14 protein-coding genes are annotated in these 21,958 nt (G+C 34.2%); 10 read left to right on the forward strand and 4 right to left on the reverse strand.

Going from position 1 to position 21,958, the window contains the following annotated elements:
- Window positions 1-7 precede the first annotated feature (7 nt).
- The 8 genes from G6053_RS11230 to G6053_RS11265 all read left to right on the forward strand — a co-directional run bounded on the left by G6053_RS11230 (window position 8) and on the right by G6053_RS11265 (window position 12,782).
- Entirely contained in the window at window positions 8-661 is a 654-nt protein-coding gene (locus G6053_RS11230) for a hypothetical protein (RefSeq protein ID WP_165306473.1), read from the forward strand.
- A gap of 3 nt (window positions 662-664) precedes the next feature.
- Window positions 665-1,330 carry a serine acetyltransferase gene (locus tag G6053_RS11235; RefSeq protein ID WP_165306474.1) on the forward strand — a complete coding sequence of 222 codons (666 nt, stop codon included), beginning with the start codon at window positions 665-667 and terminating at the stop codon, window positions 1,328-1,330.
- A 151-nt stretch (window positions 1,331-1,481) separates the two neighbouring features.
- Complete coding sequence (locus G6053_RS11240) at window positions 1,482-2,672, forward strand: pyridoxal phosphate-dependent aminotransferase (RefSeq protein ID WP_165306475.1); 1,191 nt, start codon at window positions 1,482-1,484, stop codon at window positions 2,670-2,672.
- A 626-nt stretch (window positions 2,673-3,298) separates the two neighbouring features.
- Window positions 3,299-4,402: an ATP-binding cassette domain-containing protein gene (locus G6053_RS11245; protein ID WP_165306476.1), complete on the forward strand. Its 1,104-nt coding sequence runs from the start codon at window positions 3,299-3,301 to the stop codon at window positions 4,400-4,402.
- On the forward strand, window positions 4,399-8,799 hold the full coding sequence (locus G6053_RS11250) for a non-ribosomal peptide synthetase (RefSeq protein WP_165306477.1): 4,401 nt from the start codon (window positions 4,399-4,401) through the stop codon (window positions 8,797-8,799). Before G6053_RS11245 ends, G6053_RS11250 begins: the two co-directional genes overlap by 4 nt.
- A 307-nt stretch (window positions 8,800-9,106) precedes the next feature.
- On the forward strand, window positions 9,107-11,167 hold the full coding sequence (locus G6053_RS11255; protein ID WP_165306478.1) for a TonB-dependent receptor: 2,061 nt from the start codon (window positions 9,107-9,109) through the stop codon (window positions 11,165-11,167).
- Complete coding sequence (locus G6053_RS11260; protein WP_165306479.1) at window positions 11,168-12,115, forward strand: aminoglycoside 6-adenylyltransferase; 948 nt, start codon at window positions 11,168-11,170, stop codon at window positions 12,113-12,115.
- A complete protein-coding gene (locus tag G6053_RS11265; protein ID WP_165306480.1) occupies window positions 12,105-12,782 on the forward strand; it encodes a 4'-phosphopantetheinyl transferase superfamily protein in 678 nt (225 codons plus the stop codon). The genes G6053_RS11260 and G6053_RS11265 overlap by 11 nt, the downstream gene beginning before the upstream one ends.
- 218 nt (window positions 12,783-13,000) lie before the next feature.
- Here the strand turns inward: G6053_RS11265 and G6053_RS11270 are convergent, their stop codons facing one another.
- The 3 genes from G6053_RS11270 to G6053_RS11280 are packed head-to-tail and all read right to left on the reverse strand — an operon-like array spanning window position 13,001 to window position 16,532.
- Window positions 13,001-13,387: a hypothetical protein gene (locus tag G6053_RS11270; RefSeq protein WP_165306481.1), complete on the reverse strand. Its 387-nt coding sequence runs from the start codon at window positions 13,385-13,387 to the stop codon at window positions 13,001-13,003.
- 6 nt (window positions 13,388-13,393) lie between these two features.
- On the reverse strand, window positions 13,394-15,853 hold the full coding sequence (locus G6053_RS11275) for a penicillin acylase family protein (RefSeq protein ID WP_165306482.1): 2,460 nt from the start codon (window positions 15,851-15,853) through the stop codon (window positions 13,394-13,396).
- Window positions 15,834-16,532: an alpha/beta fold hydrolase gene (locus tag G6053_RS11280; protein ID WP_165306483.1), complete on the reverse strand. Its 699-nt coding sequence runs from the start codon at window positions 16,530-16,532 to the stop codon at window positions 15,834-15,836. The genes G6053_RS11275 and G6053_RS11280 overlap by 20 nt, the downstream gene beginning before the upstream one ends.
- Before the next feature lie 577 nt (window positions 16,533-17,109).
- Between G6053_RS11280 and G6053_RS30585 the strand changes: the two genes are divergently transcribed.
- A complete protein-coding gene (locus tag G6053_RS30585; protein ID WP_206531928.1) occupies window positions 17,110-18,216 on the forward strand; it encodes a histidine kinase in 1,107 nt (368 codons plus the stop codon).
- Entirely contained in the window at window positions 18,209-18,913 is a 705-nt protein-coding gene (locus G6053_RS11290) for a LytTR family DNA-binding domain-containing protein (RefSeq protein WP_277603211.1), read from the forward strand. Before G6053_RS30585 ends, G6053_RS11290 begins: the two co-directional genes overlap by 8 nt.
- Here the strand turns inward: G6053_RS11290 and G6053_RS11295 are convergent, their stop codons facing one another.
- A complete protein-coding gene (locus G6053_RS11295; protein ID WP_165306486.1) occupies window positions 18,914-21,871 on the reverse strand; it encodes a lantibiotic dehydratase in 2,958 nt (985 codons plus the stop codon).
- Window positions 21,872-21,958 lie beyond the last annotated feature (87 nt).

Raw genomic sequence — 21,958 nt, forward strand, 5'->3', positions numbered from 1 at the left:
TGTTAAAATGCATTTAAAAGAAGTTAGCCTACTGGCAACCGAAATCGAGCTTTTATATGAATTTTATATAAAGTTATTGGGATTTCCTAGTTTATACAAATCTTCAGAATTTATTAGTCTAAAAATTGGTTCATCAATTTTGAATTTTTCTTTAAATAATAATGAAAAACATTTGTATCATTTTGCAATCGAAATTCCAATCAACTTACTTGAAAAATCGGCATTATGGCTTCAAAAAAAAGGATTGAATCTTGTTAAACCGTCTGGCAAGTCTACAATTATTGTTCATCATGAAGTTTGGAATGCTTATTCAATATATTTCTATGACGTTTTGGGTAATTTAATAGAGTTTATTGTAAGAGTGGATAATAATATATTTTCAGACGCAGATCATTTTGGCCCTGATGAAATAGTTAGGTTAAGCGAGGTGGGAACAGGGGTTCAAGATCCTGTTTCTTCTGCTGAGTTTTTAACTAAACATTTTGATGTTAAAATTTATGATAATGGACCGCAGAATAAAGCATTTGTGTGTATTGGGGATAGCAATGGCTTACTAATTCTTTCAAAAACAGACCGACTTTGGTTTCCATCCTCTAACTTAAGGGCAGTTAAATCGAAAATTATAATAGATACAGAAATTGGGACATTGACTTTAAATTAACAGATGAAAGAACAAGAAATTACTTTATCCAGAATTTATACTGATGTGCATCGTACTTTAAAAGGAGCTATCCAGAATAAGATGAAATTTAAGCTCCTCAATGAGTCAGCGTTAGAGGGGATTTCGAAAAATCTTCTTTTAGATCTCAATGCGAGGGTGCTTCAGGATCCGACGGCCATTAGTACAACATATATATATACTATTTCAAGGTCATTTAAGGCAATTTTTTTTTATAGACTCGCTAATTATCTTTATTGTTTGGACAGTGAAGATTTATTTTTCAAATCTTGTGCCTACAGGCTTTCAGAATACGCTACAGCAAGAACAATGATTGAAATTCATCCACAAGCGAAAATTGGGCATTCTTTTGTGATAGATCATGGTGTCAATACTTTAATCGGCGCCACGTGCGAAATTGGGAATAATTGTACTTTTTTAAATAATATTGTTCTTGGTAGCAAAAAAATAACATACAACGAGAATAAAAAGCGCCATCCAACAATTGGTGACAATGTCCACATCTCAAGTGGTGCTAAAATTTTTGGCGCAATTTGTATTGGAAATAACGTTATAATCGGGCCTGATTGTGTAATTACTGAAAATATTCCTAATGATAAAATTGTAAAACTGAAAAAAACACAGATGGTGATTTCTTCAGTTAAGAAATAAGAAAAAGTGGTGTAGACTCAGAGATTGACTGTCAAAAAATAATAAAAGTAGAATATATTTAGTGACCAAAATACTGTCATAAAACTTCGGTTTCGAAATGGTGTTACTATTTGATTTGCAATAACTAATTTTCAATAAAAAATATTTTTAAATGATTTTATCTTCGCTATTAGAGCACTTTAATGAATCAGAGACCCTAAAGATGGCTAAATTGGGCCACGAGTTAAGAGGAAAAGGGATAGATATAATTGACCTTGGCTTGGGTAAACCTAACTTCGACACCCCAGAACACATAAAAGAGGCTGCAATTACGGCTATTAATGATAACTGGAGCCATTATTCTCCAGTTCCGGGTTTTCTTGATCTACGAGAAGCCGTATGTGTAAAATTAAAAAGAGATAATGCTTTAGATTATAGGCCAGAAGAGATTGTAATTTCAACCGGATCCAAACAAAGTTTAGCAAATGCTATTATGGTAATTGTTGATGCTGGAGATGAGGTTATTATACCTACACCATATTTTACAAGCTACCCAGAGCTGGTAAAGATGGCAAAAGGTACGGCGGTAAAAATTCAATCATCAGTAGAAAATGGATTCAAAATAACCCCTGCCGAATTAGAACAGGCCATAACACCTAAAACCAAAGCATTTTTGTTTTCTTCGCCGTGCAATCCATCTGGAGCAGTTTATAACCAGAGGGAATTAGCTAATCTTGCCGAAGTATTTAAAAGATACCCGAATATAGTTATAATTTCAGATGAAATATATGAATATATTAATTATGGCGGTAAACACCAAAGCTTTGCACAGTTTAAGGAGTTAAGGGACAGAGTAATAATTGTAAACGGATTAAGCAAAAGCTTTGCTATGACAGGTTGGCGCATTGGTTATACTGCTACTGAACAATATACTTCTAAAGCAATGGAAAAAATACAAGGGCTCTTTACTAGTGGAACTTGCTCAATTGCTCAGAGGGCAGCAATAATTGCTTTAACAGAGGGGCTTAGCTCAACTTTTGCAATGACTGAGGAATTTGCTTATCGAAAAAAACGCACTTTGGAATTAGTGAAGGACATTCCGGGGGTTAAATGCTCAGAACCTGATGGGGCTTTTTATGTTTTTCCTGATATGAGTTATTATTATGGAAAATCAGATGGGCAAAATATAATAAATAATGCTGATGATTTATGTATGTATATCTTAAAAAAAGCCCACGTTTTATCGATAATGGGCGACGCATTTGGTGAGCCCAATTGCATTCGTTTTTCATTTGCCAACAGTTTGCCAAGAATTGAGAAAGGTTGGCGCAGAATTAAAATTGCTCTCGAACAATTAGCTTAGAAATGTTTTAAGTGGTTGTAAAACAGAAAATTATGTTTGTTATTATATAATTAACTTGTTTGTTGTGTAATATAATGTTTCCATAATCTTATAGAACGATGTCAATAATCAATATAAAAAAATATCACATCATAGCCATCGTCGCCTATACTTTAGGCAACAGCTTAATTACGCTGACAATACTGAAGATTATAAATATGGCCATTAGTCAGAATCTCTCGGCGAATCAACTCGGGAAATTGGGAATGTTATTCTTGCTGCTAGTTTTAGCCTTTTATATAATCAACGTTATATTTTATAGGTGTGTTACTAAATATGTCTATAGCAAAATATATGATCTAGAAATAATATTGGTCAAACTTATATCAGGACTAACATTAGCTGAGTTTGAAAAAATCAATAGAGAGAAAATATATTTGTGTCTTGAAGACCTCCGGTCATTTATTTTTTTTCCTTCATTATTTCTTAACGTTTTAAATTCTAGCGGTTTAATATGCGTTACATTTCTGTATCTAGTTTTTCAGTCGTGGGCTGTGGCTTTAGGTATATTGGTTGCAGTACTCTCTTTAATAGGATTCTTCATTTTTTACACTAGGAAATACAGAAAAACTTTAAAAGCGATAAAAGTGAAGAATGAAGACTATAGTTCTCATGTGGCGGATTTGTTTGACGGTTTTAAAAATTTTCAATTGGACTCTTATAAGAAAAATGAACTCGTTAATGGATTTGTAACAAAAAATCGTATCAACACAAAGATGATGGATATCGTGTTGTCAAATAAATTCAATATGATTAACCTTATCAATCAATTCGGTGTATACATGTTGTTAGGAATAGCAATGTTCTTATTCCCTATATTGTTCGGAATAACAGGACCGCAAATTTTCTCTATTGTTTTTATATTATTGTTTATATCAGCACCCATCCAAAGACTGTTAGTACAGCAACAACTATATCATCGTATGAAGTTATCTTTTACTCGTGTTAAAGAACTATTCACTACTCTTGTAGTCACAGACAAAGATGTACAACCTTTAGTTGAAATAGAGATCAACAAAAAAGAGAGAATCGCAAGAATCCAATTAGAAAACATAGAATACAAACATGCAAACTTCAAATTCGGACCCGTAACCTTAAATATAGAGGAAGGGCAAGTGGTTTTTGTAATAGGAGGAAATGGTAGTGGGAAAACAACGTTTTTAAATATTCTGACCAATTTATATACACCCTGTGCCGGAAATATAACTATTAATGACCGTCATAAGATAAGTAGGGTTGGCAATTATCGAGATAGTTTTTCGGCCGTTTTTATCGATTCGAAAATATCTAGGTTTAATTATGGCGATTTTTTACTCGCAGACAATGACGATTATAAGAGTTGGCTGAGAATATTTAAGATGGATAATGTCGTTAGAGATTTTACTGAAAGCGCTCTAAGACGTTCTTTTTCCAAAGGGCAGGAAAAACGAGTATTGTTAATACTGGCCTTGTTGGAGAACAAGCAGTTCTTAGTATTGGACGAATGGGCTGCAGATCAAGATCCGCAGTTCAGGAAATACTTTTATGAAGTCATTGTGCCACTCCTCAAGTCAAAAGGTAAAACTGTTATTGCTGTAAGTCACGATGATAAGTATTTCGATGTAGCGGACAGAATTGTAAAATTTGAAGAGGGAAAGATCGCACAAGACCTCAATGCAGCAGATTGGTATAAATATAAAGAAATATTATGATGGAGAAGATAGATCTAACTTTGCCCCAAAGAGATGTTCTGAAGGAGCAAATTATATACTTGGGTAGTTCAATATATAATATAGGTGCGCTGATAGAAATACAAGGCCTTCTGGACTACAATTCCCTGAACATAGCCTATCAGCACTTGATAAGAAGTACGGACGCTTTCCAAGCGGTGTTAGATGAAGATTTCAAATCAATGCGGTTTCAATTGGGCGAAAATGTAAATCTGGAATACTTAGATTTTAGCTCTTTCGAAGATTCTCTTCAAAAGGCAACCGACTATAGTAGGAGTGACTTTTTGAAACCATTTAATTTAGGTGACGGTACTCCTCTCTACAGGTTTTGCCTTATTAAAATTTGTGATGAAAAATGGTTTCTATTTTCTGTATATCATCATATAATCGTTGACGGTTGGGGAACATCACTTATGTTTCAAAGGCTGGTAGAGACATACAATTGTTTAATAAAAAATGAAAAGCTGCCGCAGTTTAATTATTCGTATAAGGCATTTGTTGAGGACGATCTTACGTATTTGAACTCCGAAACTCTAGATATAGATCGAAAATTTTGGCTGGAAAGGTTTATTGAACTTCCGGAGAGTTTTATACCTCTTCTAAAAAATAAACAAGCCAGAAGTTCAAGATACCAACTGCAGATGTCGAGGGAGATTTTTAACAAGATACAGGATCATGCTAGAAATTCTGGGGTCACGCAATTTCACTTCTTATTGGGCATACTCTATATCTTGTTGAAAAAGTACTTCCAACAAGATGATTTAACTATTGGGATGCCAATTCTTAATAGGACAAACTCTGACTTCAAAAAGACAGTTGGACTTTTTATGGGTATAAATCTGTTGCGAATTCAAGTTAACGATAACCTCGGCTTTACAGAATTATTAAAGGAAATCCGGAAGGAGTTAAGAGCTATATATAAACATCAAAGATACCCTGTGGGAAGATTAATTCAAGAATTAGGATGTTCAAGAACACCTGAGAGACTCCTAAATGTCACGGTTTCATATGAGAAACAAAATTATTCTGACGATTTTTTGAATACGAAGACAATTGTCCGCCCATTGTCGCATGAGCAAGAAAGAGTTGCTTTAGCATTATATATAAGGGAGTTTGATGATAAAAGTGACATTGTCATAGATTTTGATTATAACTTAAGTTATTTATCCATGACCATGGTTGAAGATTTTGTTAAATCTTTTCAATTCGTTGTTAATCAAACTGTTTCCAATCCATATATGAAAATTTCAGAAATCGAAATTTTGAGTGAGCAATATAAGCATGAAATTATAAATAAATGTAAGCAAGATAAGCAGATCATCAACTATAGTGATACCGTTGTTTCCTTTTTTAAACGATCAGCAAGCCAATTCCCAATGAAAATTGCAATGCAGGACGGTTTAGACGCTTTGACCTATTCAGAATTGGATTGTCAATCTAATAACCTTGCATCTAGAATAATTGCTATAAGAAACGCTACTGGAAATAAAGAACCAGTGGCAATTTTAATGAACCGTTCTTGCTATTTAGTTGTTGCAATTTTCGGAGCTTTAAAAACAGGATATCCATTTGTTCCTATCGATCCAAGCTTTCCTAAGGAACGGATAGATTTCATCCTTCGCGATTCACAAAGCAAATTAGTTCTGTTAGATAATGATTTATTGAATCTTGTAAATGATTCAGAATTTGAAACACTCATAGTAAAAAACGTTCAAGAAGGGGACTCTGATGAGCGTATAACATACAAACCTAATCAGAAACAAGCAGCATATTTAATTTATACCTCTGGCACTACTGGTAATCCGAAAGGCGTAGAAATAGGGCATCGGTCTCTTACGAATTTTTTGACAAGTATGTCTGTTGCCCCCGGGATGACAGCAGAGGATCTTTTGTATTCTGTTACCACCTGTTCGTTCGATATATTTTACTTAGAGATTCTGTTGCCATTAATTAACGGTGCTGAATTATATATCGCTAGAAATGAGATTCTTTCAAATCCAGAACTTGTAATTGAGGATTTACAAAAGGTGAAACCGACAATCATGCAGTCTACACCAAGTTTTTTCCAGCGATTGATCGATCTAGGCTGGCCAGGTTCTTCGCACCTAGCAATTCTGTCAGGAGGTGATACCCTTAACGAGAAATTGGCGGAAAGATTGTTAGAACGCTGCAATTCTTTATGGAATATGTATGGACCGACCGAAACGACCATATGGTCAACCGTAAAAAAAATAAAAACCCGTAAAGATGTCAGAAGTCTTGGAATGCCGATCTACAATACTAATCTATATGTATTGGGCAAGGCCGACGAAATACTTCCATTGGGTACAGTAGGAAGGATTTTTATAGGCGGAGAGGGACTTGCGAAGGGATATTATAATAATGAAGATTTGACGCTGCAAAAATTCATATATCATCAAGACTTAAAGGAACGTATCTACGACACAGGAGATCTTGGCAGATGGAATGATCTTTCCGAAGTTGAATTACTAGGGAGGGATGATTATCAAGTGAAAATACGTGGTTTTCGTGTAGAGATTACTGAGATAGAAAACGCATTATCTCAAATTTCGGGGATTGATCAAGGAATTGTTATTGCTAAAGAGCTGAATGGATTTAACCGGTTGATCGCGTATGTCGTAGGTTCAATATTGGATGAATATCAGATCAAATCAGAATTAAAAAAGGCGTTACCCTCATATATGGTTCCGGATAGGATTATCTTTTTGCCTTACTTTCCCAAAACTGCGAATGGTAAAGTTGATAGGAAGATTCTGGTAAACATGCCTTTAACTAATGATGTCAAGCTTATCTCTAAAATGAACTCTGTTGAGAAAAAGTTGGCGAAAATTTATGAAAATGAGTTGGGCATTTCAGGATTGAATGAGCACGCTGATTTTTTCGACTTAGGGGGACATTCGATGAGTATGACTGGAGTCATCGGACGAATCAAGTCACAATTCGGAGTAGATATCTCCCTTAAAGACTTTTATGAAAAGTCGTCTATTAGAGATTTGAGCGTTCATATCGAATCTTTGGAAAGTGATCGTAAGAGGTCAGATAATCAACATTTTTTCGGGAATGAGACCTTTCCACTTACGGAATCGCAAAAAAACATCTGGTATGAATGCCAAAAGATCGGTAAGGAAACTTTGTATAATATGGAGGTAGCATTTGCAGTAGAAGGTTATCTTGACATAGATGAAATGGAAAGATATATTCAAGAAATAATAGATCTCAATGATACGTTAAATATGAACTTTCGGCTGATTGATAATGTGCCTATGCAGGTCTTTCAAAAGAAGGAAAGATTTAAATTTTGTCATCTACTTGGGAATGAATTTAATGATGTTTGTTTCAATTTCTTTAATTACGAATTTGATCTCGAACAAGATCAATTAATTAGAGGAGGTATTTACAAAGAAGATCAAGATGTTTTTTTATTATTCAGTACGCATCATTTAATAATGGACGGGTATTCAGTCGATTTATTGATTGACCAACTAGCAAAGCGAATTCAGGGGATTTCGCAGATTGATTATGATAACGATAAAAGTTCTAGTTTTCGGAAATATTTGAGTGAATTAGCGTCTTCTACAGAGGATGACAGAGCCCATGAATATTGGAAGGGAGTGTTCGATGATTTTAAATTTAAAAGGATACTGCTACCTCTAGCGGATAAATTTGAAGATTCTACCGAATACAAAATTGAAATCAGAGAGCAAATAGGCAACGGTAATTTTTTGTGGTTGAAAGATTTAGCTTTGGAAAAGAATGTTACGATTAACACGCTGACAACTTTATTAGTTGCAGTTTTTGTTAATAGAATTACTGCGAATTCTGAATTTATGATTGGTATAACATATCATGGGCGAGAGCAAGAGTGTTATTCTAAGACACTAGGGATGTTTGTACATACAATCCCTATAAAGATCAAGATAGATGCGGAAACCAATATCTTAGACCACGTCGACTTTCTCAAAGGAAAAATAATTGATAGTTATAGATATAGCAATTTTCCGCTATCCCGAAAATTCTATAAACAAGGGTTACCCTTTGAAGTCTTAGTAGCCAATCAAAAAGTAGATTCTTTGTTTAGCGATGAATTGCATTTAAAAGAGTGCAGATTGTTAGCAAACAAAAACGTTCCATACCATGAGAGTCGGGTTCCGTTGATTTTTACAGTAAATGAATATAACGATAAATTGGTCGTTTCATTAACCGCAGGTTCCATGTACAGTCAACCTTTTACAACTTTTATGTTAACATCATTTTACAACTTGATAATGAGCTTTATTCAAAGTCCCGAAAGACCGATTAAAGACTTTGATGTTTTTTATTCCAACAAATTTGATGAAGATTTTGATTTTATTTTTTAAGCTATTTTTCAGTATTTGTGTATTATGGATTTGCGTTGTATTAAACTCAGCATTTGCACAAAGCAGTATAACTGGAAAAGTCAATCTAGCTGATAGCTTACCTGTTACATTTTATGTCTATCTAAAAGACTTAGGTGATTCATCGAAAACAAGGGTAGCTCGAACAGATTCAGCTAGTCGATTCAAATTTGAGAATCTCCCCAATAGCAATTATCAGCTATATGTGACCCATATTGGGTATAGCGGGGTTAGCCAAATTATTAGTTTATTCAATTCGCAAGTTGCAATTGACGAAATCGTACTAGAATTGTCAGACCATAGACTCGAAGAAGTAGAAGTCGTTGCAAGTAGACCCCAATTTGTTCAACAGATAGACCATATTATGTATAATATTCGAGGCACACCTATTGGTATCTCAGGATCAGCTTTAGAGGTGTTGCAAAGATTGCCAGGCGTAGAAGTTTCTCCGGATGGTACTTCTTTAGCAATTAATGGAAGAAGTGAGATTGGAATATTGATGGACGGTAAATTAGTTCGTATACCTATTTCATCGTTATTGCAAATCCTTTCGAGTACAAATGCCCAGGACATAGAAAGTATTGACGTTTTTGAAAATCCTCCCTCACAATTTGATGCGGATTTTTCAGGAGGAGTCATCAATATAAAACGAATAAGAAAACGAGGTGTGGGGGTCAATGGAAGTATTCTATTAGGCATAGGGTATGGTGATAAAGATAAGGAAAAAGTGGGTGTTAATCTGGGTTATCAAAAAGATCGAGTTAACCTATTTGGTGACTTAAACTATGACCGAAACCATACGCCTCGAAATTTTATTAATTCAAGCAGGCAGTTTATAGGTGGACAACAGGTAGAGTTGTATACGACTACTTATAGAGATCCTGTCATAACGGGTTACACGGGACGTATTGGATTGGACTACGATCTTTCTCCAAAGTTAGCTATGTCGTTTATAGCCAATGCTTATACAAATCGCTTTGTTCAAGAGACTGTTGGGCACAGCTTACGCAGTATAGTTGGTGATAGTGAAATTAGTTTATATAGCGATGAGGACAGCAAGCGCGATTTGTTTTCTGTTAATTTCAATACGGTTTGGAAATTTGATAGTATAAATGCTTTTTCTTGGGACGTAGACTATCTATACTATTATAACGAGGCGCCGATATACTACAGTAACTCCTATGAAAAGGATGGTACTTTGGAGGAGCTTAATGTGCTGAAAGAAACTCCCGTAAACGTACTGGGTGCTAATTTTCAATATTCTCGAAGATTTGGAAGTAACAGTAGTTTAACTTTTGGGGCGAAGTTTACCAAATCCATGATGACAAATAATGTAATTGTAGACAGTTTGAAAGACTATGTGAATATAAGAAATGAAATGTTAAGTGAATATTCAGAATACGATGAGAGCATTTTTGCGATGTATGGTAATTTCGATTCTAAACTAGGCAAGAATACTGATTTGAAAATCGGATTGAGGTATGAGAATTCGAAATATGACTTGACAACTAAATCTAATAATAAACTAAACAGCAAAACTATGGATGAACTATTTCCCACACTTTTTATCAATCATAAAATGAGTACCAATAGTAGTGCACAGTTCTCGTATGGACGACGTGTTAACCGACCTACGTATTTTGACCTCGCACCTTATGTTCTTTTTTTAGATCCGAATACTTCTTCTTTTGGAAATATAAACTTAAAATCTGGATTTAGTAATAATTTAAACTTGAGTTATCGATACAGATCCTATCTATTTGGACTTTCATATTCTACAGAAAAAGATGCTATTGCGAGGTCACAGACTGTTTTTATTGAAGATGAAGAAGACATTGTATTTACATCGCTTAACATTGATAGATTAAACACGTGGTCGTTGAATATGAATATTCCGATTAAAATTACAAAATGGTGGAACATGCAGAATAATGTTCAGTTGAGTTTCTTGGATCAGAAAATGGCATCAATGAAGACATCCGATTGGTTCTATACAGCAAGAACAACGCAAAACGTGTCTTTTCCTTACGACATTCTTGGACAATTATTCATTGCATATAATTCAGAAAGAAAACTAGGCATAAGTACCTTGAACGATTTTCAGAGGGTGAATTTGAGTCTGGAGAAGGAAATCAAAAGATGGAACAGTACTTTTCAAGTTAGCTACAATACGATTTTTGGGAATGATTTTTCCCGAGAATCAATGCAAGGGAGTAATTATGCTTATTTAGCAAATAATCTAGAATCGCGGGTGTTCAGGTTTACATTTATAAAGAAGTTCGGAAAGAATACTTCAAAGAATTCGACTCGAGAGTCAAGTGTTAGTGATATTGAAAGGAGATTAGATTAGATGAATAGAAAAGCGCTTATTTATTCTGGTATAGCTAAATTGGCTAACAGCAATAGGAGTATACTAGGTATAGTGTCTTGCGGCAGTTTTTCAAGAGATGATATGGATCAATATTCAGACATTGATTTATATATCTTTACAAATTCTGTAAGCGATTTCTCAGACGAGAACAATAATGATTGGTTGGACGCACTTGGAGAGAGAATGTACATTCGGATTTTCAACAACATTGAGGAAGGAGTGTATAAGATTAAATTAATCATTGTCGGTGGACTGATGTTTGATCTAACAATAGTGAGTGGTAGGAAATTCAGTCTAATTGGGCTGTATTTAAAATTGATAAATATGGGCTTGAATGGGATAATTCCAAAGCGAGTATCTCGATTGATGGAAAGCAACATCAATACATTTTACGAAACTATTAGGAGAGGATATGAGATCCATCTTGATAAGATCGGGATCGGTAAGATCTTGAATAAAGCCGTAAAATATACGGAAAAGAAAAATAAATCTACATTTTCGCTGACAAAGAAGCAATTTGAAAATTCCTATAATTTCTTTTGGCAATCCTGCTATACTGCCTCTATAAAGTTGATACGTGGCGACTATTTTTATGTTATCCTTGTTTATGATCATTATTTAAAAAGAGAATTAATCAAAATGATTGAATGGGGAGAGTGCATTGCACAAGGAGATCATTTGGATTTCTTTTATAATGCCTACAAGATAAAAAGCTGGGGAGGCATCCGCCTATACGATTCATTGAAAGGTACATTATTGGCTAATGATCTCATCGAAATGCAACGCTCTCTTCTGTATATGATTGAAATTTATCAAGAATACTCCCGGCGGGTATCTGAGAACTTTAAGTTCTCGAGAAATATTAAGTTTGAACAATTTGTTATCGATTTTATTAAAGAAGCAATGTTAAATACACATGAGAAGTAATGTGGATATTTTTTACTGCTGGGTAGAGAAGAGACTTCCAAAGGCATCTTTTGAAGAGCTATTAAAAACACTCCCTATAGGTGTTGTTAATCGAATCCAGCGATTTCATCGTTGGGAAGATGCATATTCATGTTTAATCGGGTACAAGTTGATCGAGAGTTATGTATTGAGAGGTCATCAATCTTGGGCAGCTTTTCAAACAAATCCTTACGGTAAACCGTATCTGAAAGACGGCCCATTTTTTAACACTACTCATTCTGGCAGCCTGGTGGTTTTATCGGTGGCAAACTTTGAAATTGGGATAGATGTTGAATTGATTAAAGAATATGACTATAAATCCCTATTGAGCGAAGTCGCTTCGCCGGTCGAAAAACAGCGTATTTTTAATTCATCCGATCCACTTACGGCATTCTATAATTACTGGACCCAAAAAGAAGCATGTATAAAACAAATAGGAAAGGGATTATCGATTTCATTGAAAAGCTTTGAAATTACTGAAGAGAATGCTGCCTGTATCGAAGCAAGAAAGCTAAAGTTATTGAATGTAAAAATATCGGCAAAAGACTATGTGTTAAATCTGGCAGTGCCTTACGATCTGTTTAACAATTCAATTGAATTCGTAATCAATACAAATTCGATTAATATGTGTGAGCTGTTAAAAATTTGATAATTAGGGATATTCAGAAAAACCCCCAACTATTTGATAATAAATAGTTGAGGGTTTCTTATCTTCGTGTATTCCTTCGAATAATCAGTTGGACGCCAAAATCGGGGTAACGGTAATTAAAAAGATATGCGAAAGATACAAAAATTAAGCGAATTTCACTGTAAAGTAAGAACCGTATTAGACCCAGGGTAAAGCTATTTCAGGACAAGACACCCTAATTAATCCTTAGTGTGGTTGACGCGAAAAGCCTGTAGAGTTTTCTTCCCTGTGTAAAGAGCAAGTCCTGTCATTACCCCGCCAATAAGTCCTGTTGCCAATAGGAAAATTGTCTTAGGTACAAACAAAAGATCCGCCATCCTTTTTAACATCAATCCAGAACCTGAAATATCGTAATAAATATTTCCCAAATACCATACAACAAAGCCTGCTATAAAACCCGTTGTAAAAGTTCCAATATTAACTTTTCTATAAGCGATAAAAATTCCAAATATCATTACCGGAACTACAAAAAACCACCAAGGTAAGGTATCGATTCTGCCTACAAGAAGTTCAATTATTATAATAATTATTAATATAACGATCTGTTTTTTTCTATTTTTTTTCATGTTTATTTACTTTCTCAGTGTCCATTTAATGTAAGATTTGTTCTTTGCCTCGAGTTTATTCTTGAAAAAGAGTAATTCATAATATCGACCTTCCGACCAATCTTTAACAAAATTGTCATAGTATTTGCTGCCGATATTACCAGATTGGCCTCCGGGATATATACCGTATCCTTTTGGAGTTTCTCCCAGTTCTACGATCATTCTCCATGATGGTCCCCAACTTTTAGAAATAGCGTTGATCGCATAAGGATGACCAGAAGAATGGATGCCCATTTTGCTGAAAGCTTTGATATTTGTTAAATGCATTATATTGACGATATTTAAGTCGCCCCATCTAACGCCTTTTTGTTCTTTAAGTGACTTGAACTCAGTGAGGGCATCCCGGAATGCTTGGGTAATAATGTGTCCAGCATGCTCCTTTTCTGGTGTTTTTATATTATCAAACCAGTCGCTATCGGGATTCTGCTGAATTAGATTTAATATTACATAGTCATCGGGTGTGATTTTGTAAAATGAGAATTTTTTTAGTTTATCCCACGTGAGATCTCTGATCTTACTCATCCAGAGTTCAAATAGTTTTGCATGGACGTCAATAAAATTGTATGCGCCATTCCATTTTCCAAAATCTTTTAAGATCCTTCTTTCTTCATGAGAAAGAGAATTTCCACTTATTTTTGCTATCAGAACTGGTAAGGCTTCTGTTGCAAAGGAATTTGTATTATCTAGTTGAATCTTCTTCATTGATTCCAGATCAAATATGTCCCTATCTTTCAAAAGCTTATCGATTTGTATCGCACGCGACTTGCTATAAGATCCACTATAGAAGTATGGGTAGCTTTTGTTAGTGGGTTGTTGATTGGCAGAAAAAAGATATCCTTTTTCTGGATTTGTTTCCTCAGGTAGACTGTCGAGGGGAATATATTTAGTTGTGACATACTCGCTATTTGTTCCATCAAGGATAAATTTTCCATGCCCGTTTGAACGAATGGGAATTTTTCCTTGATGAGTAATTGAGATTGTATTGTCACTCCCTGCAAAAACGAAATTTTGGATTGGGCTACAATAATGCTTTATTGCATTCTTGTATTCACTGAAGTCCTTTGCTTTATTTACTTTATAGAAAGAAAGAAATTCATTAGAAGAATTCTGAAGTTCCCAACGCAAAGCATGGTTTATTAACTCAGGAGATTTTTGGAAATTCCTGTCATATACGATAGGCCCATGAATGCTAGATCTGATAGTATCATACAAGCTTGGTTTACCTTTTATTTTTATCTCTTCTATATTTTTTTCAAATTCTAGCAAATGTCCGTCATATTCATAGTGTCTACCATCTTTTGAGATTTTGAGCTTATACCAATCTTTTACATCTGTTGCTCCATTGGTAACTCCCCAAGCTATATTCTCGTTAAAACCTATGATTATAGTTGGTGCTCCTGGTATCGAAACACCATATACATTCATGTTATGGGAAGTTAATTGCATTTGTAGCCAAATATTTGGAAACGTTAGCTTCAAATGTGGATCATTACAAAGAATTGGGAAACCTGAAATTGTCTTAGTCCCTGAAACTACCCAATTGTTACTGCCAAAATGAGGATTGTATTCGTTTGGAGTTGTATCTGAGGATAAAAAGATATTTGTCAAATAATCTGGTTTTTTTACATATTCAAGAAATTGATTCTCTTTGTCTATAGGGACGTTAGTTACAGGGGGAACATTGGCATTAAAGTTGGGAAATAATATGTTAAATCTGTTTTCTCCAAGGGCCATCATCATTTGAGTCATATTTGCGTCTTGTTCGTACCCTGTTAGCATATTAGACATATATTTCATAATTAATATGCTTTTTAAGTTTGACCAATTTTCAGGTTTATAATCTAAAAGTTTGTACTCAAAAGGTAAGTTTTTGTAACCCAACTCCTTAATATATGCATTTACCCCATTTGTGTATGAGGTTAGGATAACGGAAGTTTCGGAATCCTGCTCAATCATCTTTAGTGTTTTTTTTGCGCCCGCTAGCATACCAGTTCTTCTCTTAATTCTATCGTATTCCAAAAAACTACTTCCGAATATTTCTGATAATCTTCCTTCAGCAGAATAAGACGTCAAATCCATCTGCCAAAGGCGTAAATAGGCAGTAACGTAACCCTGAGCAAAATATAGGTCTTTTGTATTTGAAGCGTAAATATGGGGAACCTGGTGTTCATCAAAATAAATCTCTACCGAGTCTGTTAGACTCTTTAAGTTTTTAAGTAATATGCTGTGTTCCAGTCTCTCATCGGTACCATTTTGAACACCACCTGTAAATGGGTTTAGTATTTTTCCTATGGCGGGAACACCGAACATCGGTCTTGATAAGATAAAGACTAATATAATAAGCGTTGAAAATGCAATTATCGAATATAATAGTTTGTTTCTCATTATTTTTGCTTCTTTATTGGTATTAAGTGATATTTTTTTCATATATGTACTTTATTTTAGAGGCAATATATTGGGCATGTCTATAAATAAAGAAATGATTGCCTTCTAAAATTTCATAATTAAATTGAGCTGTCGTATAGATCTGCCATTCAGAAATTTTTCTATAACGTTCTTCCTCATTCCCCATTATGGCAAAAATAGGCACGTTAACAGGAGATTCATTGATTAAGTTACTTTTTTCAATAAGTTCAAAATCTGCCCGAATAATAGGAAGGTAATAATCTGTAAAATCTTTATTTTTCAAAATCTCTTCTGGTAGGCCACCCATTGCTTTTATTTCATTCAGTAAGTTTTTGTCATCCAGAAGATAACGTTTCTTTTCAAATTTGACTTTCGGTCCTGCACTTCCTGTTACAAATAGATAAGTAGGAGGGGTACCGTTCTTTTCTAATAAATAGGTTAATCGAAATGCTAAATAAGCCCCCATGCTGTGTCCATAAACAACAAACGGGGACGTTTTTAAGTTTAAGAGAATCTGTTGGTATAAATCAAAAACGGCGGCATCAAAATCAATCAATAATTTATTTTCCATTCTACGTCCTCGGCCTGGTAATTCGAGACTGATACAATTAAAACCATCTAAATATGGTTTCATAAATTGATAGGAGTAGGAACTTCCACCAGCAAAATGGAGTAGAATTAGTTGTTTTTTTTTATTCATTATACTATGTTAACAACGAAATACCGTTGTTTCGGTGATATACAACAAAGTACTATGAATTAAGATGAAAACTAAAAAAAATCGATGAAATCGGGAATTAATAGGATTAAGTTTTATTTTGATATAGATAACAATAAATTTGTCGATTGCAGTTTTACTACGAATGCCCACTACCTTTTTTCTAATGATCGACATTTTAATGCTGTGAAACTGTTAGATTTTCCGATCTTTAACGCAATCACTTTGGAAAATCTATTGAATTTATTTCTCAGAGTAAGTTTATATAAACTATATCATTGCGTGTCAATATCTTGGAAGTATATAGTTATATCGAGCACATTATAGGCATAATGTAGATAAAAGTCAATTGTCGATTTTTTAAGTGATATTTCATAACTTTTTTGTATTTTCCAACTTAAATCTAAATGGATTTTAAATAATAAAAACAACAAATTTTTATCTTTACGTACTAGTTTGGTGTTATTTTTTTAATCCTATTCTAGGGATTTTTTTTTGATTCAATAATTATTGTTAAAAGATGTACATAACAAGATTTTTTCAAAAAAGTAATACAGCTATGAAACGTACTATTATTCATATAATGTTCTGGAGTAGCTTGTTTGCAATGTATCTGGTTTCATACAAAAGATTCGACGCAACCTACTCTTGGCTACTAGCTGTGAAAGAACTTATAGTGATTACATCAATTTTTTATTTTACATCCTATTTTATTATCCCAAAGTATCTTTTGAAAGGTAGATATACTATCTGTCTTCTATGGCTTGCTGTAATTTACACTTGGTGGGGATTACTGACTTACCTAACCTGTTGGGGCATTAATTCTTACATCAATCCTAGCAAGCGTTTGCAAGAATACGTTGACCATGTTTTGAAAATCGGATTAAGCGGGCTGTTTAATTATTCTACCTTTACGTTTTATTTATTAGACTTTATATATTTTATATCCTTTCCGTTAGGAATTAAATTGACAAAGGCTATTCTTGATATAAGAAATGAAAAAACACAATTAGAATTGGAGAACCTCGAACTTGATCTTAGCAACGTTCAACTTGAATTAGCATTTCTTAAAGCTCAGATCAATCCTCATTTTCTTTTCAACACAATCAATAATATTATTTTCTTAGTATCAGTGGACCCTCCGCGGGCTGAAAAGAGTTTAACACAGTTAAGTGGTATCATGAACTATCTCGTCTATGAGAGCGATAAGCCGGTTGTGTCGTTGGAATTCGAGTTTGCTTTTTTGGAAAGTTATATCGAACTGGAGAAGCTACGATTGAGTAACAAAGTCCGGACTGTGATCTATATTGAAACAGATTCAAACGATTATTTTGTAGTTCCTTTGATCATATTTCCTCTCATAGAAAATGCATTTAAGCATGGTCCAATGTCCAGCAATAAAAATGCATGGGTTGATATCCAGGTGTTTGCGAAAGATGGTGGTTTAAACGTGAATATTTCCAATGGGTATAAACGCGTGGATAAACCCGTTGGTTATGTTGGTGGAATTGGAGTTGACAATGTTAGGAAGAGATTGGAATTGAATTATCCTAATCAGTATAACTTGGAAATTAATGAAACGAGAGAATGTTATACCGTGAGGTTGGAATTGAATCTTAGCTCATATACACGAAACAGCACTACCAAAATTGTTAATTATGCATAGGGTAAATACAATCATAATAGAAGACGAACCGCTCGCCAGAAAACGATTGGAAGGAATGGTGGCAAAGATAGGACAATTGGAGCTATTGGGTAGTTATGAAGATCCTATTGATGCAAAAGAAATACTCAAATCCGGAAATGTCGATCTTATGTTATCAGATATTCAAATGCCTGAAATGGATGGTGTTTCTTTTTTGAGGTCCTTACCCAATCCTCCTTTTGTAATTTTTATTACAGCTCACCGGGAATTTGCCAGTGAAGGATTTGAACTGGATGTATTGGATTATATTTTAAAGCCGTTATTAACCCAGGAGAGGTTATTAAAGGCCATAGATAAAGTTCAAAATGCACTAGTGTTACGACGTAATACTCCAAAAAATCAGGTTTTGAAATTTAAAGACGCACAAAAAACGATTTTTATCAATCCAGCTGACATATATTATATTAAGGCATTTGGGGACTATGCAACGGTCATAACCGAAAAGGAAACTTTTACCATTTCTTCAACCCTAAAAGAGTTGGAGAAAAAACTGTCGTGGAATATGTTTGTCAGAATTCATCGATCACATATTGTTAAAATTGATCAGATTAAGAGTGTGGATGCTGTGAGAGTGATCTTAAAAAATAATGAGAAATTAGATATCGGACTAAAGTACAGATCAAATCTTTATAATCGGATGGGATTAAAAATTGATTAATTAATTTTTAGCTTGACTCTCATTTAATGATTTCCTCTTACCAATAAGCATTTGATAATAATTGTTTAAAAGGTGATAAAAAACGTATTCATAAAGTCGCTGATCCGAAGGATACAATCTATTAATAAACATGTGAATATAACTAGATAATAATGATGATTTTTTATCTAAAATTGCATCAGCAGATATTTCCTCACATCCGATTTTTTTGGAAATTACTTTGAAATGCTGTAGAGGGATAATTATATTTGAATTTGATAATTCTGTAGAGATTGTAAGTTCAATATTAGCTTTTTTTTCTCTGAATATTTGATTTAGTTTTTTCTCTTTTGACTTGTCATTCCCAAATTCACGTGCGAATACCGAACGCATTTCTTCAGCAAAAGCATTTTTTTCCAATAACGTCAAACTTGCATGATTAAGAAGACCATCCATATATTTTAGGCAGATATTCCATCTGTCTGATGACGTTGGGGTTTGCGTTATTGTGGAGAGAACAAACTCGCTTTCTTTGTGAAAAAGTTGCTCGCTTAATTCCATATATTCTGGAGTATAGCGTTCGATCTCTCTCTTATATGTGTCAAACTGAATGTTGAATATACTATGATCTGACAATTTGCACGAATATATTTCGTTTACTAGCCGGACAATTGACGCGAATTTGTCCGGAGAATCGACTTGAAATCTTAGACGTAGATGAGGGGCAGGGTCTTTGTAGCGAATAAAAAACCATTTCTTGAGAAGATTTTTATCTTTTAATGTTTGAATCAACTTAGGAATGGAATCCATTAATAAATTCTCAGCACAACGGATACCGCAATATATTTTTACATATATCCATTCACTTCCCAAAGCATAAATGCTTTGTTTACAGGTCGGTCTAGGAGTAATATTATTTTGTGTTTGTTTCATATCGATAGCAATAGGTATTATTACCTCATTACTATAAAAATTTCCTTCATCATCTTTAACGGGGGACTGATACTCAGAAAAAATAAACTCGTTTAGCATTATGTCTTCTTTAGAAACTTTTTCAAAGAAAATGTCAACTGCTATCGGATTTGAGAAATCAAGAAGTAGTTCGTTGTCTCCTTCTACAAGAACTACTTTGTCTGGAAGATCGTATATCTTTTTAAGACCCGCCAATTTTTTTTTCTTTTCTTTAAAACAAAATGGAGTGTTTTCGATTTTTGATATATTCCATCTGGCACGGCTTAATATTATGTTTTTATAGCGTATTCGAGGTAGAAACGGTAATTTAGCTAATTTTGCCCATTCCCATTTAACACTTATTGGTTGATCTTGAAACTGAAGATCTGCAAGAAAACGATAAAGATTGATGCCGTTTTGGAAATTGTGCGCTGACGACAGTCTTGGTATAATTTCTGTATCTAATTTTTTTGACCATAATACAATCCTATTTTTTTTAACAAAAAGATATAGCTCGTTAAGGTTGATAGGTATAACGTCCTTATTTGCTTTTGCCATTAAGACGATTTCTGCTTTTCTTATATTAGGACGTTGAAGAATATTTCCAGTCCGGCTTTCAGGAAGATGAACAATTTCAGCAACGATTGCCCCGGGATATGATTCTTGTTCTAAAGCTCCTAGTTTTTCTAGTTCTGTTTTAAGTTGATTGTCTAGATAACTGAAACGGGTGATAAGATTACCGGCGGAAGTTCCTCCACAGGCTTGTAAGCAAAAAACTGGGGCAGTTGTACTGTTTTCGAAGAGCAGGTTACCAATGGCATAGAAAGTAGGGGATGAAGTGTTTATGTCAATGTTGCTAATTAGATTTTGTAAATCATTTTCCTGTAGCCTAACTTCCCGATTATTCTGTTTCACACAGTTTATATGGTACCTTCTATAAACTAAATCTTCAAGGGGATTATTTAGTGTTTGTTTTTGTTGGACTGGGTGTGTATTTATTCCTTTTAATAAGTTGTCCTGTGTAGAATATGCAACGGGATTACTACCATATCCCACGCCAGTGTCATGATCGAGAACTTCAAGTAATCTAACCATTTGGCCCTCATATTTGTTTATAAAGCTTCTTTTAAATTGTTCAAGTTCTTTTGAGTGTATAGAGATCGCTAGTGGAATTAACTCTTCAAATTGGCTAAGAAAGCGCTTTATGGTATTCTTGGGTATAGTATTGGTTTCTATACCCAATAACATATCTCCTTGTAATAGATTCTTGGTTTTTGTTTCCGGAATTTTCTGATTTATAACAGCTTCTATCCTTCGCTGCCTTTCTATTACCGGGTAATTGGAGGTCAGGAGTTTATTTAATTTGTTTAAGGTAGGAAGATAAATATTTTTTGTGTCTGTAGTTTGCATGATTTTCAGTATTTCGTCGAAATTGTTTTCAGCAGTGAGCTGAGAATGCAATTCAGATACTAAAATCTGGCTTTCAATTAGGTTTTCAACGAATTTACTGGCTTGATCCTTATCTGCACCTTTTGATTGAATAAGGGATACCCAATCAAGGTATGTTTTACTATCTTGTTTTTCATTAACGAGATAATCTATAATAGGAGTCGTGGGTGTTTGGCTTAGGTAATGCGTATTATTATCAGCATTAGATACCTGTTGATAAAATTTGTAGTGTTGGCCTTGACGGTAAATAGTGCTGTTAAATGAATATGTTAATTGAGTTTTTACATGTGGGTCTTTTGATAAATTTTGCATTATTCGGACAAGAAATTGCATATCTGGGCGATATCGAACAATATCTTTCTGGTTTCTTCTTATATCAATTGTATTATTTTGTGTTTCCAAAATTTGCCCCATGCGGATTCCCGCAAAATGACCATATGGAGTACAGCGGGAGCTGAGTCTAACTGTATATTTATATAATGTCTTAGCGAGCTTCTCTGAAAGTGTTTTTTCTCCAGATAACCATTTTTCGACTTCCAAATAAAGCGATTCACTGGATAAAAAAAGGGCTTGTTTCATAAATTCCTGCCTGTAAAAAGACTTGAAAAATTGTTCTAAGTGATACCTGTCCTGCATCTTGAGAAACTCTTCAATTTGATCTAATGA

The sequence above is a fragment of the Sphingobacterium sp. DR205 genome (assembly GCF_011064245.1).
Classification (GTDB): Bacteria; Bacteroidota; Bacteroidia; order Sphingobacteriales; family Sphingobacteriaceae; genus Sphingobacterium; species Sphingobacterium athyrii.